The 25,991-nt window shown below is 71.2% G+C and carries 24 protein-coding genes and 1 pseudogene; 13 read left to right on the top strand and 12 right to left on the bottom strand.

Features of this window, described 5'->3' with window-relative positions:
* Positions 1-221 precede the first annotated feature (221 nt).
* A complete protein-coding gene (gene serC, locus ACWD5D_RS32950) occupies positions 222-1,340 on the top strand; it encodes a phosphoserine transaminase (RefSeq protein WP_451376452.1) in 1,119 nt (372 codons plus the stop codon).
* Between the two features lie 134 nt (positions 1,341-1,474).
* Here the strand turns inward: serC and ACWD5D_RS32955 are convergent, their stop codons facing one another.
* Positions 1,475-2,521: a WD40 repeat domain-containing protein gene (locus tag ACWD5D_RS32955; RefSeq protein WP_451376453.1), complete on the bottom strand. Its 1,047-nt coding sequence runs from the start codon at positions 2,519-2,521 to the stop codon at positions 1,475-1,477.
* A gap of 99 nt (positions 2,522-2,620) precedes the next feature.
* On the opposite strand from ACWD5D_RS32955, the gene ACWD5D_RS32960 reads away from it, so the two are divergent.
* The 3 genes from ACWD5D_RS32960 to ACWD5D_RS32970 all read left to right on the top strand — a co-directional run bounded on the left by ACWD5D_RS32960 (position 2,621) and on the right by ACWD5D_RS32970 (position 5,046).
* Positions 2,621-3,304, top strand: a complete 684-nt coding sequence (locus tag ACWD5D_RS32960; RefSeq protein WP_451376454.1) for a GDSL-type esterase/lipase family protein — start codon at positions 2,621-2,623, stop codon at positions 3,302-3,304.
* Positions 3,305-3,392: 88 nt separating this feature from the next.
* Entirely contained in the window at positions 3,393-3,980 is a 588-nt protein-coding gene (locus ACWD5D_RS32965) for a Uma2 family endonuclease (RefSeq protein ID WP_451376455.1), read from the top strand.
* Positions 3,981-4,053: 73 nt separating this feature from the next.
* Positions 4,054-5,046, top strand: a complete 993-nt coding sequence (locus tag ACWD5D_RS32970) for an aldo/keto reductase (RefSeq protein ID WP_451376456.1) — start codon at positions 4,054-4,056, stop codon at positions 5,044-5,046.
* Between the two features lie 215 nt (positions 5,047-5,261).
* Here ACWD5D_RS32970 and thpR read toward each other — a convergent pair whose 3' ends face one another.
* The 3 genes from thpR to ACWD5D_RS32985 all read right to left on the bottom strand — a co-directional run bounded on the left by thpR (position 5,262) and on the right by ACWD5D_RS32985 (position 7,824).
* Complete coding sequence (gene thpR, locus ACWD5D_RS32975) at positions 5,262-5,834, bottom strand: RNA 2',3'-cyclic phosphodiesterase (RefSeq protein ID WP_451376457.1); 573 nt, start codon at positions 5,832-5,834, stop codon at positions 5,262-5,264.
* Positions 5,835-6,005: 171 nt separating this feature from the next.
* Complete coding sequence (locus tag ACWD5D_RS32980) at positions 6,006-7,358, bottom strand: MFS transporter (protein WP_451376458.1); 1,353 nt, start codon at positions 7,356-7,358, stop codon at positions 6,006-6,008.
* A gap of 28 nt (positions 7,359-7,386) precedes the next feature.
* Positions 7,387-7,824, bottom strand: a complete 438-nt coding sequence (locus tag ACWD5D_RS32985; protein ID WP_451376459.1) for a MarR family winged helix-turn-helix transcriptional regulator — start codon at positions 7,822-7,824, stop codon at positions 7,387-7,389.
* Positions 7,825-7,978: 154 nt separating this feature from the next.
* On the opposite strand from ACWD5D_RS32985, the gene ACWD5D_RS32990 reads away from it, so the two are divergent.
* On the top strand, positions 7,979-8,161 hold the full coding sequence (locus tag ACWD5D_RS32990) for a ribbon-helix-helix protein, CopG family (RefSeq protein WP_451376460.1): 183 nt from the start codon (positions 7,979-7,981) through the stop codon (positions 8,159-8,161).
* A 123-nt stretch (positions 8,162-8,284) separates the two neighbouring features.
* On the opposite strand, the gene ACWD5D_RS32995 is transcribed toward ACWD5D_RS32990, so the two are convergent.
* On the bottom strand, positions 8,285-9,736 hold the full coding sequence (locus tag ACWD5D_RS32995) for an NCS2 family permease (protein ID WP_451376461.1): 1,452 nt from the start codon (positions 9,734-9,736) through the stop codon (positions 8,285-8,287).
* A gap of 180 nt (positions 9,737-9,916) precedes the next feature.
* Between ACWD5D_RS32995 and ACWD5D_RS33000 the strand changes: the two genes are divergently transcribed.
* Both ACWD5D_RS33000 and ACWD5D_RS33005 read left to right on the top strand, forming a co-directional pair.
* Entirely contained in the window at positions 9,917-10,183 is a 267-nt protein-coding gene (locus ACWD5D_RS33000) for a DUF2530 domain-containing protein (protein ID WP_451376462.1), read from the top strand.
* A 189-nt stretch (positions 10,184-10,372) separates the two neighbouring features.
* On the top strand, positions 10,373-12,754 hold the full coding sequence (locus ACWD5D_RS33005) for an HAD-IC family P-type ATPase (protein WP_451376463.1): 2,382 nt from the start codon (positions 10,373-10,375) through the stop codon (positions 12,752-12,754).
* Between the two features lie 54 nt (positions 12,755-12,808).
* Here the strand turns inward: ACWD5D_RS33005 and ACWD5D_RS33010 are convergent, their stop codons facing one another.
* From ACWD5D_RS33010 to ACWD5D_RS33030, 5 genes are all read right to left on the bottom strand, one after another.
* Positions 12,809-13,642: a hypothetical protein gene (locus tag ACWD5D_RS33010; protein ID WP_451376464.1), complete on the bottom strand. Its 834-nt coding sequence runs from the start codon at positions 13,640-13,642 to the stop codon at positions 12,809-12,811.
* A 211-nt stretch (positions 13,643-13,853) separates the two neighbouring features.
* Positions 13,854-14,777, bottom strand: coding sequence for a hypothetical protein (locus tag ACWD5D_RS33015; protein ID WP_451376465.1), 924 nt, complete (start codon positions 14,775-14,777; stop codon positions 13,854-13,856).
* Positions 14,778-14,916: 139 nt separating this feature from the next.
* Complete coding sequence (locus ACWD5D_RS33020) at positions 14,917-18,051, bottom strand: sacsin N-terminal ATP-binding-like domain-containing protein (protein WP_451376466.1); 3,135 nt, start codon at positions 18,049-18,051, stop codon at positions 14,917-14,919.
* 67 nt (positions 18,052-18,118) lie between these two features.
* Positions 18,119-18,373 (bottom strand): DUF397 domain-containing protein, encoded by a 255-nt coding sequence (locus tag ACWD5D_RS33025; RefSeq protein WP_451376467.1) that lies wholly within the window; start codon positions 18,371-18,373, stop codon positions 18,119-18,121.
* Positions 18,370-19,245 carry a helix-turn-helix domain-containing protein gene (locus tag ACWD5D_RS33030; protein ID WP_451376468.1) on the bottom strand — a complete coding sequence of 292 codons (876 nt, stop codon included), beginning with the start codon at positions 19,243-19,245 and terminating at the stop codon, positions 18,370-18,372. The genes ACWD5D_RS33025 and ACWD5D_RS33030 overlap by 4 nt, the downstream gene beginning before the upstream one ends.
* Before the next feature lie 395 nt (positions 19,246-19,640).
* Between ACWD5D_RS33030 and ACWD5D_RS33035 the strand changes: the two genes are divergently transcribed.
* Complete coding sequence (locus ACWD5D_RS33035; protein WP_451376469.1) at positions 19,641-20,531, top strand: helix-turn-helix domain-containing protein; 891 nt, start codon at positions 19,641-19,643, stop codon at positions 20,529-20,531.
* 40 nt (positions 20,532-20,571) lie between these two features.
* Positions 20,572-20,649: pseudogene (locus ACWD5D_RS33040) on the top strand (Uma2 family endonuclease); the annotation flags it as partial.
* On the opposite strand, the gene ACWD5D_RS33045 reads toward ACWD5D_RS33040, so the two are convergent.
* Positions 20,640-21,566, bottom strand: coding sequence for a DUF3027 domain-containing protein (locus tag ACWD5D_RS33045; protein WP_451376470.1), 927 nt, complete (start codon positions 21,564-21,566; stop codon positions 20,640-20,642). The pseudogene ACWD5D_RS33040 and the gene ACWD5D_RS33045 overlap by 10 nt on opposite strands.
* 400 nt (positions 21,567-21,966) lie before the next feature.
* On the opposite strand from ACWD5D_RS33045, the gene ACWD5D_RS33050 reads away from it, so the two are divergent.
* From ACWD5D_RS33050 to ACWD5D_RS33065, 4 genes are all read left to right on the top strand, one after another.
* Positions 21,967-23,367, top strand: a complete 1,401-nt coding sequence (locus ACWD5D_RS33050; RefSeq protein ID WP_451376471.1) for an MFS transporter — start codon at positions 21,967-21,969, stop codon at positions 23,365-23,367.
* A gap of 62 nt (positions 23,368-23,429) precedes the next feature.
* A complete protein-coding gene (locus ACWD5D_RS33055; protein WP_451376472.1) occupies positions 23,430-23,903 on the top strand; it encodes a DUF2771 domain-containing protein in 474 nt (157 codons plus the stop codon).
* Between the two features lie 17 nt (positions 23,904-23,920).
* Positions 23,921-24,640, top strand: coding sequence for a futalosine hydrolase (locus ACWD5D_RS33060; RefSeq protein WP_451376492.1), 720 nt, complete (start codon positions 23,921-23,923; stop codon positions 24,638-24,640).
* Complete coding sequence (locus tag ACWD5D_RS33065) at positions 24,627-25,505, top strand: 1,4-dihydroxy-6-naphthoate synthase (protein ID WP_451376473.1); 879 nt, start codon at positions 24,627-24,629, stop codon at positions 25,503-25,505. Before ACWD5D_RS33060 ends, ACWD5D_RS33065 begins: the two co-directional genes overlap by 14 nt.
* Positions 25,506-25,573: 68 nt before the next feature.
* Here ACWD5D_RS33065 and ACWD5D_RS33070 read toward each other — a convergent pair whose 3' ends face one another.
* Positions 25,574-25,957 (bottom strand): cold-shock protein, encoded by a 384-nt coding sequence (locus tag ACWD5D_RS33070; RefSeq protein ID WP_451376474.1) that lies wholly within the window; start codon positions 25,955-25,957, stop codon positions 25,574-25,576.
* Positions 25,958-25,991: the final 34 nt, after the last annotated feature.

The following is a 25,991-nucleotide window of genomic DNA, read 5'->3' on the forward strand; positions in this document are numbered from 1 at the left end:
GACCACGGCCGGGCGAACTCACCAGTCCACGGCCGGGCGAACTCACCAGTCCACGGCCAGGTGAACGGACCGGTCCACACCTCGGCGCACCCGGAGCTCCACACCTCGGCAAACCCGCAGGTCCACGCCCCGTCGAACCCTCAGGTCCACGCCTCGGCGCGCTCGTCTCATCCGACGGACATGGTTCCGTCCCGTTTCGTCTAGCCGATACCCTCCGTCCCGTGGCCGACATCCAGATTCCCGCTGACATCAAGCCCGCCGACGGACGCTTCGGCGCGGGCCCCTCCAAGGTGCGCACGGAGGCGCTGGAGGCGCTCGCCGCCACCGGCAGCTCCCTGCTCGGCACCTCCCACCGCCAGGCCCCGGTCAAGAACCTGGTGGGCCAGGTCCGCGAAGGCATCAGCTCCCTCTTCTCCCTCCCCGACGGTTACGAGGTCGTCCTCGGCAACGGCGGCTCGACCGCGTTCTGGGACATCGCCACCCACGGGCTGATCGAGAACAAGTCCCAGCACCTCAGCTTCGGTGAGTTCTCCTCCAAGTTCGCCAAGGCGGCCAAGCTCGCCCCCTGGCTGGCCGAGCCCACCGTCATCGCCACCGACCCGGGCACCCACCCCGAGGCGCAGGCCGAGGCGGGCGTCGACGTCTACGCCTTCACGCACAACGAGACCTCCACCGGCGTCGCCATGCCGATCAAGCGCGTGGCCGGCGCCGACGAGGGCGCGCTCGTGCTCGTGGACGCCACCTCCGGCGCGGGCGGACTCCCGGTCGACGTCGCCGAGACCGACGTCTACTACTTCGCCCCGCAGAAGTCCTTCGCCTCCGACGGCGGCCTGTGGATCGGCGTCTTCTCGCCGGCCGCGATCGAGCGCGCCGAGCGCGTCCACGCGTCCGGCCGCCACGTCCCGGAGTTCTTCAGCCTCCCCACGGCGATCGACAACTCCCGCAAGAACCAGACGTACAACACCCCGGCCCTCGCCACCCTCTTCCTGCTGAACCAGCAGCTGGAGTGGCTCAACGGCCAGGGCGGTCTGGCCTTCTCCACGGGCCGCACCAAGGACTCCTCGACCCGCCTGTACAGCTGGGCGGAGGAGGCCAAGTACGCCACCCCGTTCGTCACCGACCCGGCCAAGCGCTCGCAGGTCATCGGCACGATCGACTTCTCCGACGAGATCGACGCGGCCGCCGTCGCCAAGGTGCTGCGCGCCAACGGCATCGTGGACACCGAGCCGTACCGCAAGCTCGGCCGCAACCAGCTGCGCGTCGCGATGTTCCCGGCGATCGACCCGGCGGACGTCGAGGCGCTGACGAAGTGCGTCGACTACGTGATCGAGAAGCTCTGACCTCTCGACGCGTAGGACAGTGAGGGGCGCCCGGTGACCACCGGGCGCCCTTTTCTCGTACGGCCGCACACCACACCGGTTCTCACCCGGCCGCACACCACACCGGTTCTCACCCGGCCGCGCACCGCACCCGCCTACCCCCTCCGCCGCCTCCGCCGCATCCCGAACAGCGCGACCGCCCCGACGGCGAGGACCACGACCCCCACCTTGACGCTCCCGCCCACGCCGGTGCCCTCTCCCGCCGCGGAGGCCGAACTCCCGTCGCCGGAGGGCGACGTGCCGCTGGACGCACCCCCGGGCGCGTCCTTCGCCTCCACCGAACTGTCGGCCCCTTCACTGCCGTACATCAGCTTGGAGCCGTCGGCGGAGTACGAGACGGACTCCCCCTGCCCCTGGAGCGGCACCTCAAGGCGCCCGCGCCGCTCGATGCCGCCGCCGTTCCAGTCGTAGTAGATGCCGCCGAAGTAGCCGCGGACGGCGAGCTGTCGGCCGTTCGGTGAGAAGGCGGCGTCGGTGGCCCAGAGGTCGACGGTGGCGACGGGCCGGAAGATGTTCGTCCCGGAGGGGGACAACCGCGCGGGTCCCTCGAAGAGATGCCCACCGTTCTCGTTCTTGTCGATGATGTACACGCGCCCGGTCTTCGGGTGCACGATCAGCGACTCGGCGTTCCGGGGCCCGTCGGAGTACTTGACCACGTACTGCGTGGCCCTGACCGTCGCGTCCGCGAGCACCTTCGGCTCGGGCAGCCGGTAGATCCACACGTAGGGCCACTTGCCGCCGAGGTTGTCGCCGATGTCGCCGACGTAGATCTGGTTGTCCGGGCCGATGGAGATGGCCTCCACGTCGCGCGGGGCCCCGATGCCGCGCAGGGTCAGCGTGGCGACGGTCTTCCCGGTCGCGCTGTCCACGGCGTAGATGTACGGCCCGTCGTCGCTGTCGTTGTGCGTCCAGTAGATGCCCGGGTGCTGACGGGAGGCTGCCAGGCCGCTGGACTCGGTGATCCTCGGGTCCTTGATCGTGAACCCCTGGTCACCGGGGCTGTCACCGTCGGCGGCGGAAGCGGCCAGCACGGAAGCGGCCGGCGCGGAAGCGGCCGGCGCGGAAGCGGGCAGCGCGGAAGCGGGCAGTGCACAGGCACCCGCGAGCAGGACCCCGGCGAGCAGGGCGAACGGTCGGCGCATGGACCAAGCCTGCCATCCCGTGCGGGTGTTCACGGCGGCGTGGTGGGCCTCACATCCCCGCGCACCCCACCCGGCTCCGGGATCGTCCATCATGAGCGGATGCTCAGGTTCATGCCCGTCGGTGACTCCATGACGATCGGGAGCGCGGGCGAACACACGTGGCGCTACCGGATGTGGCGGCACCTGCGGGAGACGTACGACGGCCCGTTCCGGATCGTCGGCCCGCGCGAGACGCTGTACGACAAGGCGACCGACACCCCGACGTCGTACGAGTACGCCGACCCCGACTTCCCCCGCGCCCACCTGGCCGGCTGGGGCGAGGGCTGGCTGCACATGGCGCCGCTGATCGGCGAGGCGATACGGGAGAGCCGCGCCGACGTCCTGCTCGTCTCCCTCGGCCTGATCGACCTCGGCTTCTACACCAACGCCGAGCAGACGGCGGAGAACGTACGCGCCTTCGTCACCGCCGCCCGTGCGGCCAACCCGCGCATCCGCATGGTCCTGCTGCCGGTGATCCCGAACGTCCGCGCCGAGGCGGACCCGTCCTTCGCCGAGCAGGTGGCCCTCTTCAACGTCCTGCTCGCCAAGACGGTCGCCGACCTCGACGAGCCCCGCTCACCGATCCTGCTCGCGTCGACGCCCGAGGCGTACGACATCCACCGCGACACCTACGACGGCACGCATCCCAACTCGAGCGGGGAACACCGGATCGCGGCGGCGTTCGCCGGGGCGATGTGGGAAGCGTGGGACGTCGGACATCCGTACGCGGCCGGAACGAGCTGACCGATTTCCGCCGTCTCCTGACTACGGTGCGTATCGTTGTACCGCGCGGCTGCACCTGTTCGTGGGACAGCCGGGGAGGAGCGCCACGATGACCGTCCTTGAAGACAGGATCGCGATGGCCGAGTGCGACAACGAGAGCACGCTCGACGAGATGTTCGACCGGCTCGAGAAGATGCCCGTCCCCGAGGGATACAAGGTCGAGATCGTCGAGGGGACCGTCTACATGTCGCCGCAGCGGGACACCCACTGGGAGATCATCCTGGACATCGTCGAGCAGCTGCGGACCAAGTACCCCCGGAAGCGGGTGAAGTCCGACGTCCGGATCGACTACCCGGGCCACCTCAACGGCTTCGCCACCGACGTGACGCTCGTCAAGGAGGGCGCGGCCAAGACGGAGAAGGGCCTCTGGCGCTGCGAGGACGTCACGTTCGTCGCCGAAGTCATCTCCAAGGGCACCGCGGCCAACGACTACGGCCCCAAGAAGACCGCCTACGCCACGGCCGAAGTCCCCGTGTACGTCATCGCCGACCCTTACAAGGGCACGTGCTACGTCTACACGCAGCCCAAGGAAGGGGACTACATCACTAGGACGACGGTCGACTTCGGCACCGACATCGACCTGACCGGCACGGTGGTCGACCTCGTCCTGAAGACCGACGGCTTCCCCCGCGACTAGTTCTGGTCCAGCTCCCCCGACTCGCACGAACCTGCTTGCCTAGAGCGCACTTCAAGCCGTTGGCTAGGCAGTCATGGAGTACACGCAGCTAGGACGCACCGGACTCAAGGTCAGCCGACTCGTCCTCGGCACCATGAACTTCGGCCCGCAGACGGACGAGGCCGACTCGCACGCGATCATGGACGCGGCGCTGGACGCGGGCATCAACTTCTTCGACACGGCCAACGTGTACGGCTGGGGTGAGAACAAGGGCCGTACCGAGGAGATCATCGGGAACTGGTTCGCCAAGGGCGGCGAGCGGCGCGAGAAGGTCGTGCTCGCCACCAAGGTGTACGGCAGCATGAGCCGCGAGGGCGACACCTGGCCCAACTTCGACAAGCTCTCCGCGCTGAACATCCGGCGCGCCGTGGACGCCAGCCTGAAGCGGCTGCGGACGGACTACATCGACCTCTACCAGTTCCACCACATCGACCGGAACACGCCGTTCGACGAGATCTGGCAGGCCGTCGACGTCCTCGTGCAGCAGGGCAAGATCCTCTACGCCGGCTCCTCCAACTTCCCCGGCTACAAGATCGCCCAGGCGAACGAGACCGCCGCACGGCGCGGCGGCACGATCGGTCTCGTGAGCGAGCAGTGCCTGTACAACCTGGCCGAGCGCCGCGCGGAGATGGAGGTCCTCCCGGCCGCGCAGGAGTACGGCCTCGGGGTCATCCCCTGGTCGCCGCTGCACGGCGGTCTGCTCGGCGGAGTGATCAAGAAGGAGGTGCAGGGCGGGCGCCGTACCTCCGGGCGGGCCGCGGAGGCCCTGGCCGACCCGGCCGCCCGCCCTCGGTACCAGGCGTACGAGGACCTGCTGGACAAGCACGGTCTGGAGCCGGGCGAGGTGGCCCTGGCGTGGCTGCTGACCCGGCCCCAGGTGACCGGTCCGATCGTCGGCCCCCGCACCGCCGAGCAGCTGGAGTCCGCCCTGCGGGCCGTGGAGCTGAAGCTGAGCGAGGAGCTGCTCGCCGCCCTCGACGAGATCTTCCCGGGCCCCGGCCCCTCGCCGGAGGCCTTCGCCTGGTAGTCCCGGTCGCTTCGGCGACGCCCTGAGGGGCGGCGCCCCGCGAGGGGCACGGGGAACTGCGCGGCCGGACCCCGCCGGCCCGCGGCCGGACGGCTACGCGCAGTTCCCCGGGCACCCGCTACCGGACAGCCGCCGCCACAGCGACGACCACCATCAGGAGAACAAGCGCACCGGCCATGATCCGGTTCCGGGTTTTCGGGTCCACGTGAACGAGCCTAACCGGCGCCGCTCAGCGGCCAGCGGGCGACCGTCTCGTACCGGGGCCGCTCGCCGCGCACCCCGGACCTCGGCAGGTTGCTGCGGACCAGGGCCAGCTCGGCGACGGTCCAGGTGGGGCTGGCGAACTCGGCGAGGGCGGCGACGTAGGGGCGTACGTCCACCGAGTCCCGGCTGCGGGCCACCGTCAGGTGGGCCTTGTACCGCCGGTGCTCCCCCATCGGCACGCCCGCCTTCCGGGCCGCCGCCTCCGCGCGGTCGGCGAGCAGGCCCAGGGTCTCCAGGTCGCCGGACGCGCCCGCCCACAGGGCCCGCCCGTGCCCGAACTGGCCGCCGCCGCGGAGGGCCAGCGGGAAGGGCGCGGTGCGGTGCGCGGCGCGCGCCAGCCGGTCCGACAGGTCCGGTACGAGCGCGTCGTCGACCTCGCCGTAGAACGCCAGGGTGAAGTGCCAGCCGGGGCGGCCGGTCCAGCGCAGCCCGCCGGCGCCCGGCAGCGAACGCAGCAGGTCCACCTCGGCGGCGAGCCCGTCCGTCACGTCCGGCGGGGGCACGACGGCGGCGAAGAGTCTCATGGGACCAGTCTGCCCACCGCGCGCCGGGCGCGGGAGCGACCGGCCCCCGTCGAACCGGCCCTCGCCTAACCGGCCCCCGTCGAACCGGCCCTCGCCGAACCGGCCCTCGCCGAACCGGCCCCCGTCGAACCGGCCCTCGCCGAACCGGCCCCCGTCAGGACGTCGAGCCGCTCACGCGGCGGTCGCCAGTTCCGGCTCCCGGGAGACCACCCGCACCCGCGGGTGGCCGCGATGCCAGCCCACCGCCAGGCGCAGGCCACCGGCGCGGGCCAGGATCAGCCCGACCACGGCGGCCGCGAGGGCCGAGACGGCGCCGCCGAGGGCGAAGCCGACCCGGGAGCCGTAAGTGTCGGTGATCCAGCCGACGACCGGCGCGCCCAGCGGCGTGCCGCCCATGAACACCATCATGAACAGGGACATCACCCGGCCGCGCATGGCCGGGTCGGTGCCCATCTGCACGGCGGTGTTCGTGGTGACGTTGACCGTCAGGCCGAAGATCCCGATCGGGACCATGAGCAGCGCGAACAGCCAGTACGACGGCGTCAGCGCGGCCACGATCTCCAGCGCGCCGAAGGCCAGTGCGGCGCCGGCCATGACCCGCAGCCGGGCCGTGCCGCGCCGGGCGGCCAGCAGGGCGCCGCCGAGGGAGCCGACGGCCATCAGCGTGTTGAAGAGGCTGTAGGAGCCGGCGCCCGCGTGGAAGACGTCGTCGGCGTAGGCCGACAGCCACACCGGGAAGTTGAAGCCGAAGGTGCCGATGAAGCCCACCAGCACGATCGGCCACATCAGGTCGGGGCGGCCGGCGACATAGCGCAGGCCCTCCCGCAGCTGGCCCTTGCCGCGCGGGGTCGGCTCGACCACGTGCAGTTCGCGGGCCCGCATGAGCAGCAGGCCGGCGATGGGCGCGACGAAGGACAGGCCGTTGAAGAGGAACGCCCAGCCGGTGCCCACGCCGGTGATCATGAGGCCGGCGACGGCCGGGCCGATCAGGCGGGCGGACTGGAAGTTCGCGGAGTTCAGGCTGACCGCGTTCTGCAGCTGCTCGGGGCCGACCATCTCGGAGACGAAGGACTGCCGGGCCGGGTTGTCGACGACCGTGGCGAGGCCGACCGCGAAGGCGGCGAGGTAGACGTGCCAGACCTGGACATGTCCGGAGAGGGTCAGGAAGGCGAGCACGAGGCCGGTGACCGCCATGGCCGACTGGGTGACCAGCAGCGCGGGCCGCTTGGGCAGACGGTCCACGAGGACGCCGCCGTAGAGGCCGAACAGGAGCATCGGGAGGAACTGCAGGGCCGTCGTGATGCCCACGGCTGCGGAGGAGCCGGTGAGGCTGAGGACGAGCCAGTCCTGGGCGATGCGCTGCATCCAGGTGCCCGTGTTGGAGACGACCTGGCCGATGAAGAACAGACGGTAGTTCCGGATCTTCAGCGAGCTGAACATCGAGGACGCGCGTCTGTTCTGGATCGAGGGGTTGTGGGTGGTCTTCGGTGCGGGGGCGGAAGGTATTCCGGATCCCGTACTCAAAAGGGTTCGCCTCCTCCGGGTGACTGGCTTACAGATGCGCGAGCTTCTCCAGAACGGGGGCGGCGGCACGCAGCTTGGCCCACTCGTCCTCGTCGAGGCCGTCGACCAGGCCGGCCAGGAACGCGTTGCGCTTGCGACGGCTCTCCTCGAGCATCGTCTCGGCCTGCTCGGTCCTGGTGACGACCTTCTGGCGCCGGTCCTCGGGGTGCGGCTCCAGACGGACCAGTCCCTTGGCCTCGAGCAGCGCGACGATGCGGGTCATCGACGGCGGCTGGACGTGCTCCTTACGGGCGAGCTCGCCCGGTGTGGCCTGGCCGCACCGGGACAGGGTGCCGAGCACCGACATCTCGGTGGGGCTCAGCGACTCGTCGACCCGCTGGTGCTTGAGCCGACGGGACAACCGCATCACTGCGGAGCGGAGGGAGTTCACGGCGGCAACGTCGTCGCCATGGGTGAGGTCCGGCATGTTCTTTAGCATAACTCATTACTCTGACTAAAGACCACCGCGGCGCGCCCGAATGCCCGTGACTCCGGACACTGAACCTCTCGATCACCCATATGAGTGAGACGGTTCCAGAAAGTGACGCGCCGGGTGGCCGGATGTGGCGACCCTCGTACGCATGGGGACCAGTGTGCTCAGCCTGCGTATGGACGGGGAGCTGCTCGAGAGGCTCCGCCACCACGCGGCCAGAAGAGGAATGAGCGTGCAGGACTATGTGGTCCGCACGCTCATTCGGGACGACTTCGACGAGCGGTTCCAGACCGCCGTCGAGGAGACGGAGAGGTTCTACGGAGTCACCTGACCCCGGGACACCTGCCCACGGGACACCGGGCCCCGGGACACCGGGCCCCGGGACACCGGGCCCCGCCGAATCAGACCGGCGGGGAAGGCTGGATCAGGCCAGGTCAGGTCAGGCCAGGCCAGGTCAGGTCAGACCCAGCGCCGGCATCAGGTAGTAGAAGGCGAAGACCGCCGAGACGACGTACATCGCCGCCGGGATCTCCTTCGCGCGGCCGGCCACCAGGCGCAGCACCACGAAGGTGATGAAGCCCATGCCGATGCCGTTGGTGATCGAGTAGGTGAACGGCATCATCAGCATCGTCACGAAGGCCGGGATGGCGATCGTGTAGTCCGCCCAGTCGATCTCCTTGACGGAGTTCGACAGGATCAGGAAGCCCACCGCGACCAGGGCCGGGGTGGCCGCCTGGGAGGGGACCATCGTGGCGACCGGCGTGAGGAAGAGCGACAGGGCGAACAGGCCGCCCGTGACGACGTTCGCGAAGCCGGTGCGCGCGCCCTCGCCGACACCCGCCGTGGACTCCACGAACGCCGTGGTGGCCGAGGAGGAGCTGGCGCCGCCCGCCGCGACCGCGAGACCGTCCACGAAGAGGACCTTGTTGATGCCCGGCATGTAGCCCTGGGCGTCGGTCAGCTTGGCCTCGTCGCTGACGCCCATGATCGTGCCCATGGCGTCGAAGAAGCAGGACAGCAGGACGGTGAAGACGAAGAGGACGCCGGTCAGCACGCCGACCTTGGAGAAGCCGCCGAAGAGGCTGAAGTGACCGATCAGACCGAAGTCGGGGGTGGCCACCGGGTTGCCCGGCCACTTCGGGACGGTCAGACCCCAGGCCGGGATCTTGGCGACGGCGTTGATGACCACCGCGAGGACGGTCATGCCGACGATCGAGATCAGGATCGCGCCCGGCACCTTGCGCACGATGAGGGCGAAGGTGAGCAGCACGCCCAGGATGAAGATCAGCACCGGCCAGCCGTTCAGGTGGCCGCCGACGCCGAGCTGGAGCGGCACGGTGGTGTCGGCGACGTCCGGCATACGGGTGACGAAGCCGGAGTCGACCAGGCCGATCAGCATGATGAACAGGCCGATACCGATGGAGATGGCCTTGCGCAGGCCGAACGGCACGGCGTTCATCACGCGCTCGCGCAGACCCGTGGCGACCAGCGCCATGACCACGAAACCGGCCCACACGACCATGCCCATGGCGTCCGGCCAGGTCATCCGGGGTGCGAGCTGGAGCGCGACGACCGAGTTCACGCCGAGGCCGGCGGCCATCGCGATCGGGACGTTGCCGATGACGCCCATGAGGAGGGTGCTGAACGCCGCCGTCAGCGCGGTCGCCGTGACCAGCTGGCCGCCGTTCAGGTGGTGCCCGTACATGTCCTTCGCGCTGCTGAGGATGATCGGGTTCAGCACGATGATGTACGCCATCGCGAAGAACGTCGCGAGGCCGCCGCGGATCTCGCGGGGCAGCGTGCTGCCGCGCTCGGTGATCCGGAAGTAGCGGTCGAGTGCGCCGTAGGCCGGAACGCCGCCCGGCTGTTCGGGGGCGGGGACCTTGGCGGGTGCCGAGGTGGACATGCAGGACCTCATCACCAGCGGGGCTCCCCCGGGCCTCGTTGGAGTTTCATACGAGCAGAAGTGGTCAAAGACAAACGGTTTCAGTATGAACGTATGAGTCGGATCCCGCTATCTCCGCGCGTAGACCCCTGAGGGGACGGGCCTGCCGCTCGGTGGCGGTCGCCTCGTAAGCTGTCCCGCATGACGAAGTGGACCCCCAAGCACGAGGCGCCGGAGCCCCTGGAAGGCCCCGTGGTCGCCACCATCACCGGCGGCACGATCGTGTGGTTCGTCCTCTTCCTGGTCCAGCTGCCGTTCTACGGCTGGTTCCACGACCACGGTCACCTGTGGTGGCTGTGGACCTGCCTGGCCGGGGGCGGGCTCGGGCTGATCGGCATCTGGTACGTCCGCAGGCGGGACGCGGCGATCAAGCGGGCCGCGGCGCCGGAGTCGGCACCGGCCGAGTAGCTCGGCCGGCCGGACGGCACCGCCGGCCGGGGGAGCGCCGTCGGACGGGGGAGCGCCGTCGGACGTGCCGCGGACGTGCTGTCGGGCCAGGAGGGCACATGGCCGATTTCCGGCCCCTGGTCCATTTCCGGCCTCCGGACCTGGCACATCGGTGGGCGGGTGGACAGATCCGCACGTACCGTCGGATGCATGAGCCATATGCTCGACCCCGTCCATCCGGTCACCGTCCCCGCGACGGCCTCGCCCGGCCTGAGCAGTGCGCAGGTCGCCGAGCGCGTCGCACGGGGGCAGGTCAACGACGTGCCGGTGCGCAGCAGCCGCTCCCTGGGCGAGATCGTCCGCGCCAACGTCTTCACCCGGTTCAACGCGATCATCGGCGTGCTGTGGCTGGTCACGCTGTTCGTCGCGCCGATCCAGGACAGCCTCTTCGGCTTCGTGATCATCGCCAACACCGGAATCGGCATCGTCCAGGAGTGGCGGGCCAAGCAGACCCTGGACTCGCTCGCGGTGATCGGGGAGTCCCGGCCGACGGTCCGCCGGGACGGCAGAACCACCGAGGTCCCCACGAACCAGATCGTCCTCGGCGACCTGATCGAGATCGGGCCCGGCGACAAGATCGTCGTGGACGGGGTGTGCGCCGAGGCGGACGGGCTGGAGATCGACGAGTCCCTGCTCACCGGTGAGGCCGACCCGGTCGTCAAGCACGCCGGGGACCCGGTGATGTCCGGCAGCTTCGTGGTCGCCGGCGGCGGCGCGTTCCAGGCGGCCAAGGTGGGCCGCGAGGCCTACGCCGCCCAGCTCGCCGAGGAGGCCTCCCGCTTCACCCTCGTCCACTCCGAGCTGCGCACCGGCATCTCCACCATCCTCAAGTACGTGACCTGGATGATGGTCCCGGCCGCGATCGGCCTGGTCGTCACCCAGCTCGTGGTGAAGAACAACGACCTCAAGGACGCCGTCTCGCGCACGGTCGGCGGGATCGTCCCGATGGTCCCGGAGGGGCTGGTGCTGCTGACCTCCGTGGCCTTCGCGATAGGCGTCATCCGGCTGGGCCGCAAGCAGTGCCTGGTGCAGGAGCTGCCCGCCATCGAGGGCCTCGCCCGCGTCGACACCGTCTGCCTGGACAAGACCGGCACGCTGACCGAGGGCGGCATGGACGTCACCGGCCTCAGGATGCTGGACGGGGCCGACGAGAGTTACGTGCGCAAGGTGCTCGGCGCCCTCGGCGAGTCGGACCCGCGGCCCAACCCCTCCCTCCAGGCGATCATCGACGCCTACCCCGACAGCGAGGACTGGCGCTGCGTGGAGTCGCTGCCGTTCTCCTCCGCCCGCAAGTACAGCGGCGCCGCGTTCAGCGAGGGCGACGGCGAGACCAGCACCTGGCTGCTCGGCGCCCCCGACGTCCTGCTGGGCGCCGACGACCCCGCCCTGGCCGAGACCGCCCGGCTGAACGAGCAGGGTCTGCGGGTCCTGCTGCTCGCCCGCGCCACCAGCGACCTGGACGGCACCGAACCGGCCAAGGGCGCCCGTCCCACCGCGCTGGTCGTCCTGGAGCAGCGGCTGCGCCCCGACGCCGCCGACACCCTGCGCTACTTCGCCGAGCAGAACGTCCGCGCCAAGGTCATCTCCGGTGACAACGCGGTGTCCGTCGGCGCGGTCGCGGCCAAGCTGGGGCTGTCCGGTACGGCCGTGGACGCCCGGCGGCTGCCCGGCGAGCGGCGGGAGATGGCCGAGGCGCTGGACGAGGGGACCGTGTTCGGGCGGGTCACCCCGCAGCAGAAGCGGGACATGGTCGGCGCGCTCCAGTCCCAGGGGCACACGGTCGCCATGACCGGTGACGGCGTGAACGACGTGCTCGCGCTGAAGGACGCCGACATCGGTGTCTCGATGGGCTCGGGTTCGGAGGCGACCCGGGCGGTCGCGCAGATCGTGCTGCTCGACAACAGCTTCGCCACGCTGCCCTCGGTGGTCGCCGAGGGGCGCCGGGTCATCGGCAACATCACGCGGGTGGCGACCCTGTTCCTGGTCAAGACCGTGTACTCGGTGCTGCTCGCGGTGCTGGTGGTGTGCTGGCAGGTCGAGTACCCGTTCCTGCCCCGGCATCTGACCCTGCTGTCCACCCTCACCATCGGTGTCCCGGCGTTCTTCCTGGCCCTGGCGCCCAACAAGGAACGCGCGCGCCCGCACTTCGTACGGCGGGTCATGCGCTACGCGATCCCCGGCGGGGTGGTGGCCGGGGCGGCGACGTTCGTGACGTACCTGGTCGCCCGGCACCACTACTCGGGCACGGACGCGCTGGGCGCCGAGACGAGCGCGGCCACGCTGACCCTGTTCCTGATCTCCATGTGGGTCCTGGCGATCATCGCCCGTCCCTACACCTGGTGGCGGGTCGCCCTGGTGGCCGCGATGGGGGTGGCGTTCCTGTTCGTCCTCGCGGTACCGGCCCTGCAGGGCTTCTTCGCGCTGAAGCTGGTGGGCCTGGCGATGCCGTGGACGGCGGTGGGGGTGGCGGTGTTGGCGGCGGCCGCCCTGGAGCTGCTGTGGGGATGGGTCGACCGCCGTTTCCCGGCCTAGCCACTGAGCACGCGGTTCCCCGCGCCCCTTTCGGGGCGCGGGGACCGCAGGCCGTCAGCGCACGTCGACGTAGTCACCCGTGGCGCTGACCGCCGCGGTGGTCGAGCTGCCCGGGAAGCTGTAGCGGTAGTAACCGTCGGCGGAGGCCGTCACCGTGGTCTTCAGGGCGCCCGTGGAGGACGTCTTGACGGTCTTGACCGTGGTGTAGGTGGTGGAGCCCGCCTTGCGGTACTGGAGGTTGACGGACCAGCCGCCCACGGCGTTGTAGGTGCCGTGCTCCCAGTCGGCGCGCGTCAGCTTGCCGGTGACGGTGAGCGTGGCGCCCTTCTTGACGGGCTCGGGCGTGGCGTCGGCGGTGAGCTTGGAGTAGCGCTGCACCAGGGTGGTGCCGGCGCCGCCCTTGTCCGCGAAGCCGACCTTGCTCAGGTCGGGGTTGGACTCGGACTGGCCGTTGAAGGCGAAGGCCTCGACGCCCACGCTCCAGCTGCCCGCCCAGGCGTTCTTCAGGTCGCCGTAGGCCGGGTAGATGTCGACGGTGCCGGTGCAGGACTCGGTGGTCGACGAGACGGTGGTGCAGGTCGCCGGGTTGTCGCCGTACAGCTCGGGGGTCGTGTCGCCGCCGAAGGTGCCCTTGTACAGGTAGGCGTCCGTGTAGAAGTCGCTCGCCTTGACGTTGACGTCCGCGCCGTGGGTCAGGGTGTAGGTGTACTTGGTGGAGACCTTGTTGGTGGTGCCGACCTTGATCGCCTTGGCGATCGTGACGTTCGAGAAGCTGACGTTCAGCGTGTAGGGCGTGCCGCTGGTCTCAGCCGCCTGCGCGGTCGGCAGGGCGAGGGCGGACAGGGCCAGGGCGCCGGTGACGGCGGCCAGGGTGGCACGAATGCGCATGGAGTTTCCCCGGTGGGAGAAGTTTGCGAGGAGTCGGTCGACTCGCGCGATCAGATCCGCGGGGGAACCGGAAGGTTGTACTCCAAGAACGCTTCCCGGCCATTCTTTGTCGGCTGATTGCCGGCCCATGAAGCAAGCGAAAGAAAACGTTCCGGCCCCGGAAGCAGGCTGCCTCCGGGGCCGGACATCGTCCTGCTTACGTCAGGACCGCTTACTGCACGTCGACGAAGTCACCCGTGGCGTTGACCGCCGGGGTGGTCGTGGTGCCCGCGAAGGAGTAGCGGTAGTAGCCGTCGACCGTGGCGGTCGTCGTCGTCTTCAGGTTGCCCGTGGAGTCCGACTTGATGGTCTTCAGCGTGGTGTAGGTGGTGGAGGTCTTCTTGCGGAACTGGAGCTTCACGTACTGGTTGGTGTAGCCGTGGTACAGGCCGTCGTCCCAGTTGGCGCGGGACAGCTTGCCGGTGACCGTGACGGTCTTGCCCTTCTTCACCGGCTCCGGCGCGGCGTTGACCGTCAGCTTGGAGTAGCGCTGCAGCTTGAAGGCCGCGGCGTTGTCCTTGACGGCAACACCGATCTGGCTCGGGTCGGCCGGATTCTCCGGGTCCTGGCCGTTGAAGGCGACGGCGAAGGCGGCGGCCTTCCAGGAGCCCGCGTCCTCGTTCAGCAGCTCGTACGGGTCGATCGCGACGGTGGCCTTGCAGCTCGCGACGGTGGCGGAGGTGTCCGTGCAGGCCGCCGGGTTGCTGTCGAAGAAGAAGATCGCCTCGTCGAAGGAGGTACCGCGGTACAGCTCGACGCCCGAGACGAAGTCGGCGGCGTGGATGTTCACGTCCGCGCCGTGCGTCAGCGTGAAGGAGACGGGCACCTTGACGACGTTGGTGGTGCCGACGGCGATGTTCTTGCCGCTGTTCACCTTGACGTTGGAGAAGGTCGCGTTCAGGACGTACGGCGTCCCGTCCGCGGTGGCGGCGAAGGCCGACTTGCCCGTGGCGGAGTGGGCGGAGTGGGCGGCCTTGCTCGCGGCGGCGGTATCCGCGGGCACCTTCGCCGTCCCGGCGGCGTGCGCGGCCGGCACGACGAAGGCGGAAAGGGCCAGGGCGCCGGTGACGGCGGCCACGGTGGCACGAATGCGCATGCGTTCCCCTGTTGTGGAGCAGCCTGGACCGAGGTCCAGATGATCGGTTGAGCCCGTTGCCCGGACTCAACCGACCAGACCCGCGAGAATCACGAGAGGTTGTACTGCCGATGGCAATTTCGCGTGGAAATTGTCGGAGTCAGTCGAACCAGCGGTCCCGCGCCAACTCCGCCGTCCGGGACGGGTCCTCCAGCAGGGCGGCGACCTCGAAGCGGCGCGGCCACTGACCGGCCGCCCAGGCGAGGCCCGCGGCGACGCCCTCCAGGGTGGCCGCGTGCAGCACGCCGTCGTCGGTCAGCCACCAGTCGATCTCGACGCCGTCCACGACGAGTTCCTCGTGCTCGACGTAGGTGCCGGGCGTCCGCGGTCCGAGCAGCACCCGCACCGGATCCGGCACATCGTGCTCGGCGCCCTGCGAGTGCACCTCGCCGGTGACGGACTCGCTCAGCCGCCGCACCTGGAACAGCTCGGCCAGCTCGGCGGCCCGGGACGGGCGCACCGGCAGCAGCGGGACCCCGGAGGTGAACGGCAGCAGGTCGGGCGAGTCGACGACCACCGCGTCGGCGGCGTCCACGACCTCCACCCGCCCGTCCACCACGGCCCGCAGCTCGTCCGGCAGCGTCACCTGCTCCGGATCCAGCTCCGCCAACGCACCGTACAGACCGTGCAGTTGGGCCGGGGTGACGGTCCGCTCCGGGTCGGCGAGCCGGTCCAGCAGCTCGGCCGCGCCGCCGGGCTCGTCCAGCAGGGAGGCCACCGAGGTCCGCACCCCGAGGGCGCGCAGCACCTGCTCGTCCTCGAACCCGGTGGCGTCGGCCTCGTCGTACAGACCGCGCAGCAGCGGGTCGCCGCCGGCCGCGAGCAGGCCCGCCGGACGGCGGCCGTCGAGCACCGGGTTCCCGCGCAGCCACCAGGCCGTGTACGGCCGTACGACCTCGTGCGTGCCGTCGGGCAGCAGGACGCGCACCGGCTGGGTGAGGGCGTCGCGCAGCGGCGGCCGGGCGAGCAGGGCGAGGGCCTCGGGCCAGTGGTCCTCGTCCACGAGGTCCAGGTCGCGCACGGCGACCAGCTCGGTGGCGACCGGGGGTACGGGGCTGTCGGGGAAGCGGTCGAGGATGTCCTCGCACCACACGTCCACCGCGTCGAGCAGCCCGGCGTCGTCGGGCTCGGCGAAGTCGCCCTCGCGGGGCTCCAGTTCGTCCGGGTCGAGGACGACGTCGGTGGCGCGGACCAGCGCGAAGTCCGCGAGCACCCCGCAGGCGGTCAGCGGCTGCTCGCCCCACTTGCCCGCCAGCTCGGCGTCCACGGCCGCGAGTTCGCCCTCGCGGATCACACGGGCGAAGTCGCTGCCGGGGAAGACCAGTTCGCCCGCCGGGGCGAGTTCCCCGTCCTCGTCGGGCAGGGCCAGCGCGCCCAGCCACGGCTCGTCCCCGGGCTCAAGCCCCGCGTCGCGCACCAGCGCGAGAACGGTGTCGGCCAGCTCCTCGGCGTCCGGCGCGTCCTCCTCCCACAGCGCCCCGCCGTCGTCCTCCAGGGAGTTGGCCACGGCGGCCCGCACCTGCGGGGTGGTCAGCACCGCGCGCGGGGTCGCGGGCAGCGCGCCCAGCTTCTCCAGCAGCGGGTGCGAGGCGTCCTCGTGGGCGACCTTGAGCCCCAGCCGGCCCAGGATGTCCGGGTCGAGGACGGTGGCGTCGGCGGTGGGCAGCAGCACCTGCCGGGGCCCGATCGTCGTCCTGCCGTCCGCGAGCGGCACCGGCAGCCCGGAGAGCCGGTCGGGATCCACCCCGGCGAGGCTGTCGTACAGCCGCCACCACCACTCCGGGTCCTTCTCCAGCCCGGCGAGCCGGTCGACGGCGTCGGCGAGCGGGATCCGGGCGACGCCGAGCGTCCGCAGCTCGGCACGGCGTTCAAGACCGCCCGGGAGCAGGGTGGGCAGCACCTCTGCGAGCACCCGTACGGTCTCCGCGCCCGCGCCCTCCACGACCTCGGCGTCACGCGGCCGCAGGGCCTCCGGCAGCTCGTCCGCGCCCTCGCCCTCCGGCGCGACGGCCGGGGGCAGGAACGCCGTGCGCGGCAGCCGCTCCAGGACGGCCTGGCGCAGCGCGCCGTCCAGCTCGCCCTTGCCCAGCGGACCGGGCACGAGATCGATGGCGCCCTCGGTCACCGGGCGCCAGTCCGCGAGCAGCTCGGCGTACGCGTCCGCCGCCCGCTCCACCAAAAAATCGGTCAGCGGGCCCGGGGCCGCGTGCCGCCGAGTGGTGTCCAGCGGGAACGAGGCGATGAGCAGGGCGGGCACGCCGAGGGCCTCGTCACTGGGGGTCGGGGCGTGCACGACGGGGCTGGTGCGGGGGCGCACCGGCCGCCCCTCGTCGTCGGCCGGTACGGCCCAGGTCACCGACCAGTGCGGGCGCAGCCGCTCCTCCACCGGGCGGTCGGCGAGCAGGTCCGGGGTGAGCGGCCCGTGCGCGGACACGGTGCGCCAGCGGGTCGCCCCCTCCCGCGAGTCCTCCACGACCGTGAATGCGCCCTCGGTACGGCGGCGCAGCGTACGGGGAGCCGCGTCACCCACCTCGATCACGACCTCCTCAAGACCCGGCAGGGCGAGGAGCAGCGCGTCGTCCACGGCGTCCAGGAGCCGCTCGGCGAGATCGGCGGCGGCGCTGTCGCGCAGCGGCAGGATGACGGCGGTGTCGTACGGATCGGGAGCGGTGCCCTCGGCGGCGAAGGGCAGCCGCAGCAGCGGCACGTGCCCGTCACGCCGGCGGACCTCGTCCCCCAGCCCCGGGCTGTGCCGGGCGGTGTCGGCGGCCAGCTCGCGCGCCTCGGCCAGCGACCAGCGGACCCCGCCGTGACGCCCGACGATCGCGGGCTCGTCCGTGACGGAGAGTACGGCCGCGAAGCCGACACCGAACCGCCCGACCGCGCCCTGGGTGTCCTGCTCGCCCCGCTTGGCCGAGGCCCGCAGCGTGGACAGCGACTCGACACCGGTCGCGTCCAGCGGGGCGCCGGTGTTCGCGGCGACGAGCACGTTGTCGCGGAGGGTGAGCCGCAGCCGCCCCGGCGTGGCCGCGCGCGCGGCGGCGTCGGCGGCGTTCTGCGCCAGCTCCACGACGAGCCGGTCCCGGTACCCGCCGAGGACCAGGTCCTCCTCGGCGTTGGCGTCCTCCCGGAACCGGGCGGGGCTGGTCGCCCAGGCGTCGAGGACACCGCGCCGCAGCCGGGCCGTCCCGAACGGGTCTGCCCCCTCGACTGCCGGCCGCACGTACTTGCTCACGTTCGCTCTCCTCTGACCTCTCGGGCGTGAGGAGAAGGTACCGCTCCAGGCGGGTACGGCCGCGAGGTCAGCCCTCGGAGGCGTACGAGACGAAGCTCGCCCAGGTGGTGGGGGCGACCGTGAGGAGGGGGCCGTCGGTCTGCTTGGAGTCGCGGATGTGGATGGTGTCGGGGGTGGGGGCGATCTCGACGCAGGAGTCGCCTTCGCTGCCGCTGCTGTAGCTGCTCTTGAACCAGTCGAGGGCGACTTCGACGCAGGAGTCGGCTTCGGCCCCGCTGCTGTAGCTGCTCTTGAACCACGCCAGGTCGGAAGTGCGGATCATGTGTCCCCCAGCAGGTGCTCGATGTAGGCCGTCGACTCACGTGGGGTGAGAGCCTGGGCGCGGATGATGCCATACCGCAGTTCCAGGATACGGAGTTGCCTCGGGTCCGATACCGGCCGCCCGCTGGCCACGGCGGGCGAACGCCCCACCGCCGAGCCGTCGTCGAACTTCAGCACCTCAATGCCGCCGTCCACCCCTGCGTGCTCCTCGCGGTCCATCGGCATCACCTGGAGCTCGATGTTCCGCAACGTACTGACCTCCAGCAGGTGTTCGAGCTGTCGGCGCAGCACCGCCCTGCCTCCGAGGGGGCGCCGGAGCGACCACTCGTCCTGGATGAAGCTGATCTCCGGCACGGCATCCCGCTCGAAGATGGCCTTCCGGGCGACTCGGGCGGCGACACCCCGCTCCACTACGTCCTCCGTATAGGCAGGCCGACGCATCTGCAGCAACGCCCGCGCGTACTCCGGCGTCTGCAGAAGTCCATGGATGTTCAACGGGTCGTAGAGCTGAAGCTCGACCGCCCTGGCCTCCATCTGCGCCAAGTCCCGCACCTTCTTGGGGTACCGGACCTTCGCCACGTCCTCCTTCATCGCGGCGAGTAACCCGCCCGCGTCCAGCACCGCGTCCGCCTTGTCCAGGTACTCGGGGCGGGGGATCCGCTTGCCCGCCTCGATCTTGTAGACCATGTCCTCGCCATAGCCGACCGCCCGGCCGAAATCCGCGGCGCGCATACCCACCGCCTCGCGGCGCAGCCTCAGCTGTCGGCCGACGGTCGCGATGACGGCCACGCCCCAGTCGTCGTCCGGGTCCACCTCCCAACCCGGCTCGTCTTCCTCGGTCTTGAGTCGTACCGCTGCCGCTTCCGCTGTCATTCCGCGCCCCTCCGTGTCGTACAGCCGTCTAGCCGACCTCGCCCTACCCTTGGCGCGCCACCGGACACCCCGGACACGACCGGACAAACTCCGGACAGTCGCCGTACGCCCACGACCGCCCGGGGAGCCGTGACACGGGAACCCGTGCTCCGGTGCGAGGGGCGCTCTTCCCAAGGAACAACCAGGGTGAAAGGACCCCACCAAGCCCCACCCCTCCCGCCCACGGCGCAAACTCACTCAGGAGGGTGAACATCACCAACTGGGCTGGCGTGGCGCACCGTTGTGCGCCCTACTCTCAGCGCAAGAGCACTGCCACCACAGAAATACGTCGGCCCCCGGCCGGGACTAGCGATCCCGATCGAGGGCCTGACCACCAAGGAAGAGAACGCTTCCCGATGGATACCGAAAACCCTAGCGCGCCCCCGCATGCCCAGTCCCGCGTTGGCGCCAAGAAGCACCCGATTCAGCGGCACCGGGCCGGTGGGCTGATCCACGAGAACACGCGTCACACCGCCAACTTCACGGTGGTCGGGAACCACTTGGCCCAGCATCCGACCCTCTCGGGGCTGGCCATCGGCATCGGCATCCACATCCAGTCGCTCCCGACCGGGTCTCAGGTCGACATCAAGACTCTCGCCGTCCGCTTCCCCGAGGGGGCCATCCGCGTCGCCCGCGCGCTGCGGGAGCTGGAGGCCGAGCGGTATCTGCGGCGCAAGCGGGTACGCCTGCCGGACGGCCGTATCGTCACCGTGACGGTCTTCTGCAACCAGCCGGGGCGCCGTAAGGACGACCAGCAGCCGGGGCGCCGTGAGGACAGCCACGACCACGCACCGCCCAAGGCGGCCCCGCCCCGTAAGAAGCAGGCACCGCGCAAAGCGCTGCCGCCCGTGCCACGCCCTGCCTGCCCCTCCCCCGCGCTCGTCCAGCGGGCGGTGGACCTCGTCGCGGACCTGCACCGGGTCGACCGGCGCCTGCTGCTCTCCGAGCGCGACACGGAACACCTGGCCCCCGGCGTCGCCGCCTGGCTGGAACGGGACGTGAGTCCAACGGCCGTACGGGACGCGCTGACCGTAGGTCTGCCACCTGAGCCCCTGTGCCGCCCGGCGGCGCTGCTGGCCCACCGACTTGCCGCCCAGCTGCCCCCACCGCCCCCGTTCCGGGCCCGGGAGCCGCCACCGCCGGTCCGGCACCCCCTCCAGACCTGCGAATCCTGCGACCGAGCCTTCCGCTCACCGACGCCAGGACACTGCCGCGACTGCCGAACGGATCTCTTGGAGGCCGCCTAGCATGGACGACTCGCAGGGCGCGTCTCATCGGTACCGGGCCAAGGACTTCGTGTACGGCGAGGACGTCACCATCGGCGACTGGACGATCCCGACGGACGGGCTGCCGCTCTACGAGTGACCGAGCTCCGCCGTCTCCTCGTCGCCCGCCTCCGGGACCGAGCCCGAGTCGCGGGCGGGGCGGAGGGGGAAGACGTCGACCTTCATCTCGTCGATGACCGGCGCGGCCGGCTGGGGCGGCTTGGGCATGACGGCGGCCTCGGAGTGGGCGCCGCAGCCGTAGGCGAAGGAGACCACGCGGCCGTCGGCCGGGGAGAACTCGTTCGCGCACACGCCGAAGGCCTGGCCGAGCGAGCCGCCGATGGGGTTGAGGAAACCACAGGTCGAACAAGTGGCGGGGGCAGCCTGGGCCATCGCCGTCTTGGGACCGAAGGCCTCCTCCCAGCGGTCGGCCGCCACGTGCAGGCCGTAGCGGGACAGGACGCGGGCGCGGCGCATGCCGAGCTCCTCGGCGACCGCCGCGATCGAACCACGGGCGGGGGCCGTCGGCTGGACGGCGGGCGCGCCGGGGGTGACGTCGGCGTCCTCCGCCTCCGCCAGCTCGGCCATGCCCTCGGAGACGACGGAGTTCGGCGCCGGCTCCTCCTCGCCCGAGTAGCCGGGCTCCAGGCGCAGGTCCTCCTGGTCGGTGGGGAGCAGGTCGCCGGGGCCGAGGTCGCCGGGGCGCAGTCGCTCGCTCCACGGGACCCACTCGGGGGCGAGGAGGGCGTCGGAGCCGGGGAGCAGTACGACCTCGTCCAGGGTCACGATCTTGGCGCGGCTGGCGCGGGCCACCGTCGCCGCCCAGCGCCAGCCCCGGTAGCCGAGCTCCTTGCACTCGAAGAAGTGCGTGACAACACGGTCGCCCTCGGACACCAGGCCGACATGCTCTCCGACCACTCCGGGCGCGGCGACCTCCTCGGCTGCGGCGCGGGCGAGGTCGACGGCCTCGGCGCACAGACGGTCGGGGGTGCGGCTTCGCGTTGTCGCTGCGCTCACAGGTATCGCTTCTCTCCTACGCCGTCTCAAAGTGCGGATGCCTCCGGCGGTGAAGCGGCTCAGCGGACGGAGCGGACCTGTGGGCCGCATCGACGTCCGCGTCCGATCGCGCTCGGGCGCACCTCTGCCATCCATTCTGCTTTATGGCTGAGATACGAACGCTACCCCGTTGGCGGTGGTGGGGGACAGTCCGGCGCCCCTTCCCGCCCTCCGGACCGTCTCCGGCAGGTGCCGGGCGAGCGTGTTCCGGGGGCTCAGGTGGGCGGGAAGCCGGGCCTCGAGCGTGACTCGGGTGGGCGGGAAGACAGCGTGGGGCGGGGCGGTTCACAGGGACCGGTGTCGGTGGTGGGCCGACTCGCGTGGACGCAAACCGCACTATTGGGCGGTTCCTCGGGGCACTATGAACGACGTGGCAGCCGCGGACAGGGGGAGCGGAGGCGGTTCGGGCCGGGTCGGCGGTGCCGTCCGCTCGGTCGGGCGTGCCCTGCACCTCCCGGTGACCGGGACGGTGCGCGGGATCCGGAAGGCGACGCACGCGCACGGCGCGGGCGAATCGGGTCTCGGCAAGCTGATCGAGCTGCACGCGGTCAACGGCGCCGGCGACGTCATGATCACCGTCGCGCTGGCGGCGACCGTGTTCTTCGCCGTGCCCACGGACGAGGCGCGCGGGCGGGTCGCCCTGTACCTCGCCATCACCATGGCGCCCTTCACCGTCCTCGCCCCCGTCATCGGCCCCCTGCTCGACCGGCTGCCGCACGGCCGCCGCGCCGCCATGGCCGCGGCCATGCTGGCCCGCGCGCTGCTCGCGCTGGTCATCTCGGGAGCCGTGGCGAGCGGGAGTCTCCAGCTGTATCCCGCGGCCCTGGGGGTGCTGGTCGCCTCCAAGGCCTACGGCGTGGTGCGCAGTGCCGTCGTACCGCGGCTGCTGCCGCCCGCGTTCTCGCTGGTCAAGGCCAACTCCCGGGTCACCCTGGCCGGGCTCCTGGCCACCGGTGTCGCCGCGCCGATCGCGGCGGGGCTGCACGCCGTCGGGGATCCCTGGCCGCTGTACGGCGCCTTCGTGATCTTCATCGCGGGGATGTTCCTGTCCTTCTCGCTGCCGCCGAAGGTGGACTCCGCCAAGGGCGAGTACGTGGCCCTGCTCGCCGCCGACGAGCAGCACCTGCACGGGCCGCAGCTCAAGCGGCTGAACGGCCGGCGCCCCGGGCTGGGGACGGTCGGGCCCGCCGTGACCCACGCGCTCGGCGCCAACGCCGCCCTGCGCTGCCTGTCCGGCTTCCTGATCTTCTTCCTCGCCTTCCTGCTGCGCGAGCAGCCGCTGACCGGACAGAGCGCGGCCGTGTCGCTGGGGATAGTCGGCGTGGCGGCGGGCACGGGCAACGCCCTCGGCACGGCCGTGGGCGCCTGGCTGAAGTCGAGGGCGCCGGAGATCATCATCGTGACGGTCGTCGCCGTGGTGCTCGGTACGGCGATCGTGGCCGCCCTGTTCTTCGGCGCCCTGCTCGTGGCATGTCTCGCCGCGGTCGCGGGCTTCGCGCAGGCGCTGGCCAAGCTGTCCCTGGACGCCCTGATCCAGCGGGACGTGCCGGAAGCGGTGCGCACCTCGGCGTTCGCGCGGTCCGAGACGCTCCTGCAGATGGCGTGGGTGTTCGGCGGCGCGATCGGCATCGTGATGCCGCTCAACGGCACCCTCGGCCTCGTGGTCGCCGCCGCCCTCGTGGCCGCCGGCTGGCTGACCACCCTGCGTGGGCTGCTCGCCTCCGCCCGGCAGGGCGGCAGGCCACGGGCGCGAGTGGCGTAACGAACCGGGCACGCCGCACCCCACATGGGCGGACGCCTCCGGGTGCCCGATAGCCTTCCGCCATGACCTCGCTGCAATCCGCCTCGCGACGCCGCCGCGCCGTCGCTGTCGCCGGCGCCGTTTCCGCCGGACTGCTCCTCCTGTCCGCCTGTGAGAAGCCGTCGCCCGTCGCGACGGTCACCATCGGGGATAGCTCGGTCAACTCCGAGGCCCTCTGCTACAACGACGGCAACGCCCTGGACGCCGCGTCGCTGGCCAAGTGCGTCAAGAAGACCGGCGACATCAAGTCGCTCAAGGTGGACCAGGACGAGACGGTCCGCTTCGGCGTCGACCCGAAGATCGCCGACGAGGGCTGGGTCCTCCTGGTGAACGGCCGTCAGTTCACCGACGCCAGCAAGAAGACGTACCGCACGATCCCCGGCAGCGCCTTCTTCAACGCCCAGTACGGCACCCAGGGCGACACCAACACGGTCTCGATCCAGATGGGTGAGAAGGTGGCCAAGGGCCTGTGGACCTTCAAGCTCAAGAAGGCCTGAACACGGCTGACGTCCGCATGAACATCCTCGTGGCCACCGCGGTCCCCGCCGAACGGGACGCGGTGGCACGGGCGTTCTCGGCGCCGGCCGAGGAGATACGGCTGCCGGGCGCGTCCCTGCACCGCACGGCCGCCGGGCACACCCGGTACGACCTCCTGGCCGCCGGTGTGGGCCCCGCCCTGGCCGCCGCCTCCACCGCGGCCGCCCTCACCGCCGCCGCGCTCGCCGGCACCCCGTACGGCCTCGTCGTCTCGGCCGGCATCGGTGGCGGCTTCCAGCCCGAGGCACCGCTCGGCTCGCTCGTCGTCGCCGACACGATCACCGCGGCCGATCTGGGCGCCGAGACCGCCGAAGGGTTCCTCCCGGTCACCGACCTCGGCTTCGGAACCATCACCCATACGGCGCCGGAATCACTCGTACGAGGTGTGTCCGAGGCCGTCGGAGCGCGCCCCGGCACCGTCCTGACCGTCTCCACCGTGACCGGCACCGCCGAACGCGCCGCCGCACTGCGCGCCCGCCACCCGAGAGCCCTCGCCGAGGGCATGGAGGGGTTCGGGGTCGCCGAGGCGGCCGCCGCGCACGGGGTGCCCGTGCTGGAGATCCGCGCGGTGTCCAACCCGGTCGGACCGCGCGACCGCGCCGCCTGGCGCATCGGCGACGCTCTCGCCGCCCTCACCGAGGGCTTCGGGAAGCTCGCGCCCGCATTGGAGAGTTGGAACCCGCATGACGACCACTGACCAGTCCCCTGACCAGTCCCCGCAGCAGTCCCTGCAGATCGCTTACTCGCCCTGCCCCAACGACACCTTCGTCTTCGACGCCCTCGCCCACGGCCGCGTCCCCGGCGCCCCGAAGCTGGACGTGACCTTCGCCGACATCGACATCACCAACGGGATGGCCGAGCGCGGCGAGTTCGACGTGCTGAAGGTGTCGTACGCCGTCCTGCCGTACGTCCTGGACGAGTACGCGCTGCTGCCGTGCGGCGGGGCGCTGGGCCGCGGCTGCGGGCCGCTCGTGCTCACGCGCGAGCCGGGGGCCGACCTCACGGGGCGCACGGTGGCGGTGCCGAGCGAGAAGTCGACCGCGTACCTGCTGTTCCGCCTGTGGGCCGCCGACACCCTGCCCGGCGGGGTCGGCGAGATCGTCGTCATGCCGTTCCACGAGATCATGCCGGCCGTGCGGGACGGCAAGGTGGACGCCGGACTCGTCATCCACGAGGCCCGCTTCACCTACCAGAACTACGGGCTGCACAAGCTCGCCGACATGGGCGAGCACTGGGAGCGCACGACCGGGCTGCCGATCCCGCTGGGCGCGATCATCGCCAAGCGCTCGCTGGGCGCGGACACGCTGAAGCGGCTGGCCGAGGCCATCCACACGTCGGTGCACGCGGCCTGGGACGACCCCGAGGCCTCCCGCCCCTACGTCATGGAACACGCGCAGGAGATGGACCCCGCGGTCGCCGACCAGCACATCGGCCTGTACGTCAACGAGTTCACCTCCGCCCTCGGCGAGGACGGCTACGCCGCGATCCGCGGCCTGCTCACGCGCGCGGCGGCCGAGGGGCTGGTACCCGCGCTCGGACCCGAGGCGCTCCTGTTCCCCTGACGCGCCCGGTGGCCGAGGGGCTTTTCCTGCCCCTCGGCCCGGATGCGCTCGCTTTTCCCTGACGCTTCTCAGACGTCCAGCTGGTCGGCGACGGCTCGCAGAAGGCCGGCGATCTTCTTTCCGGCGGCCTTCTCCGGGTACCGGCCCCTCTCCAGCTGCGGCGTGATGTTCTCGAGAAGGGTCGTCAGGTCCTGCACGATCGAGGCCAGCTCGTCCGGCTTCTTGCGCTGTGCGGCCGCGACCGAGGGCGCGGGCTCGAGCACGGTCACGGAGAGCGCCTGGTCACCGCGCTGACCGGCGACGACGCCGAACTCCACGCGCTGTCCCGGCTTGAGCACATCGACTCCGTCGGGGAGAACCGAGGAATGGACGAAGACGTCACCGCCGTCGTCGCGGGAGAGAAAGCCGAAGCCCTTCTCACTGTTGAACCACTTGACCTTGCCGGTGGGCACCGTCTGTCCTCGTCCTCGTACTCGTCGGGAAAAC

This window comes from Streptomyces sp. NPDC002520 (genome assembly GCF_053595235.1).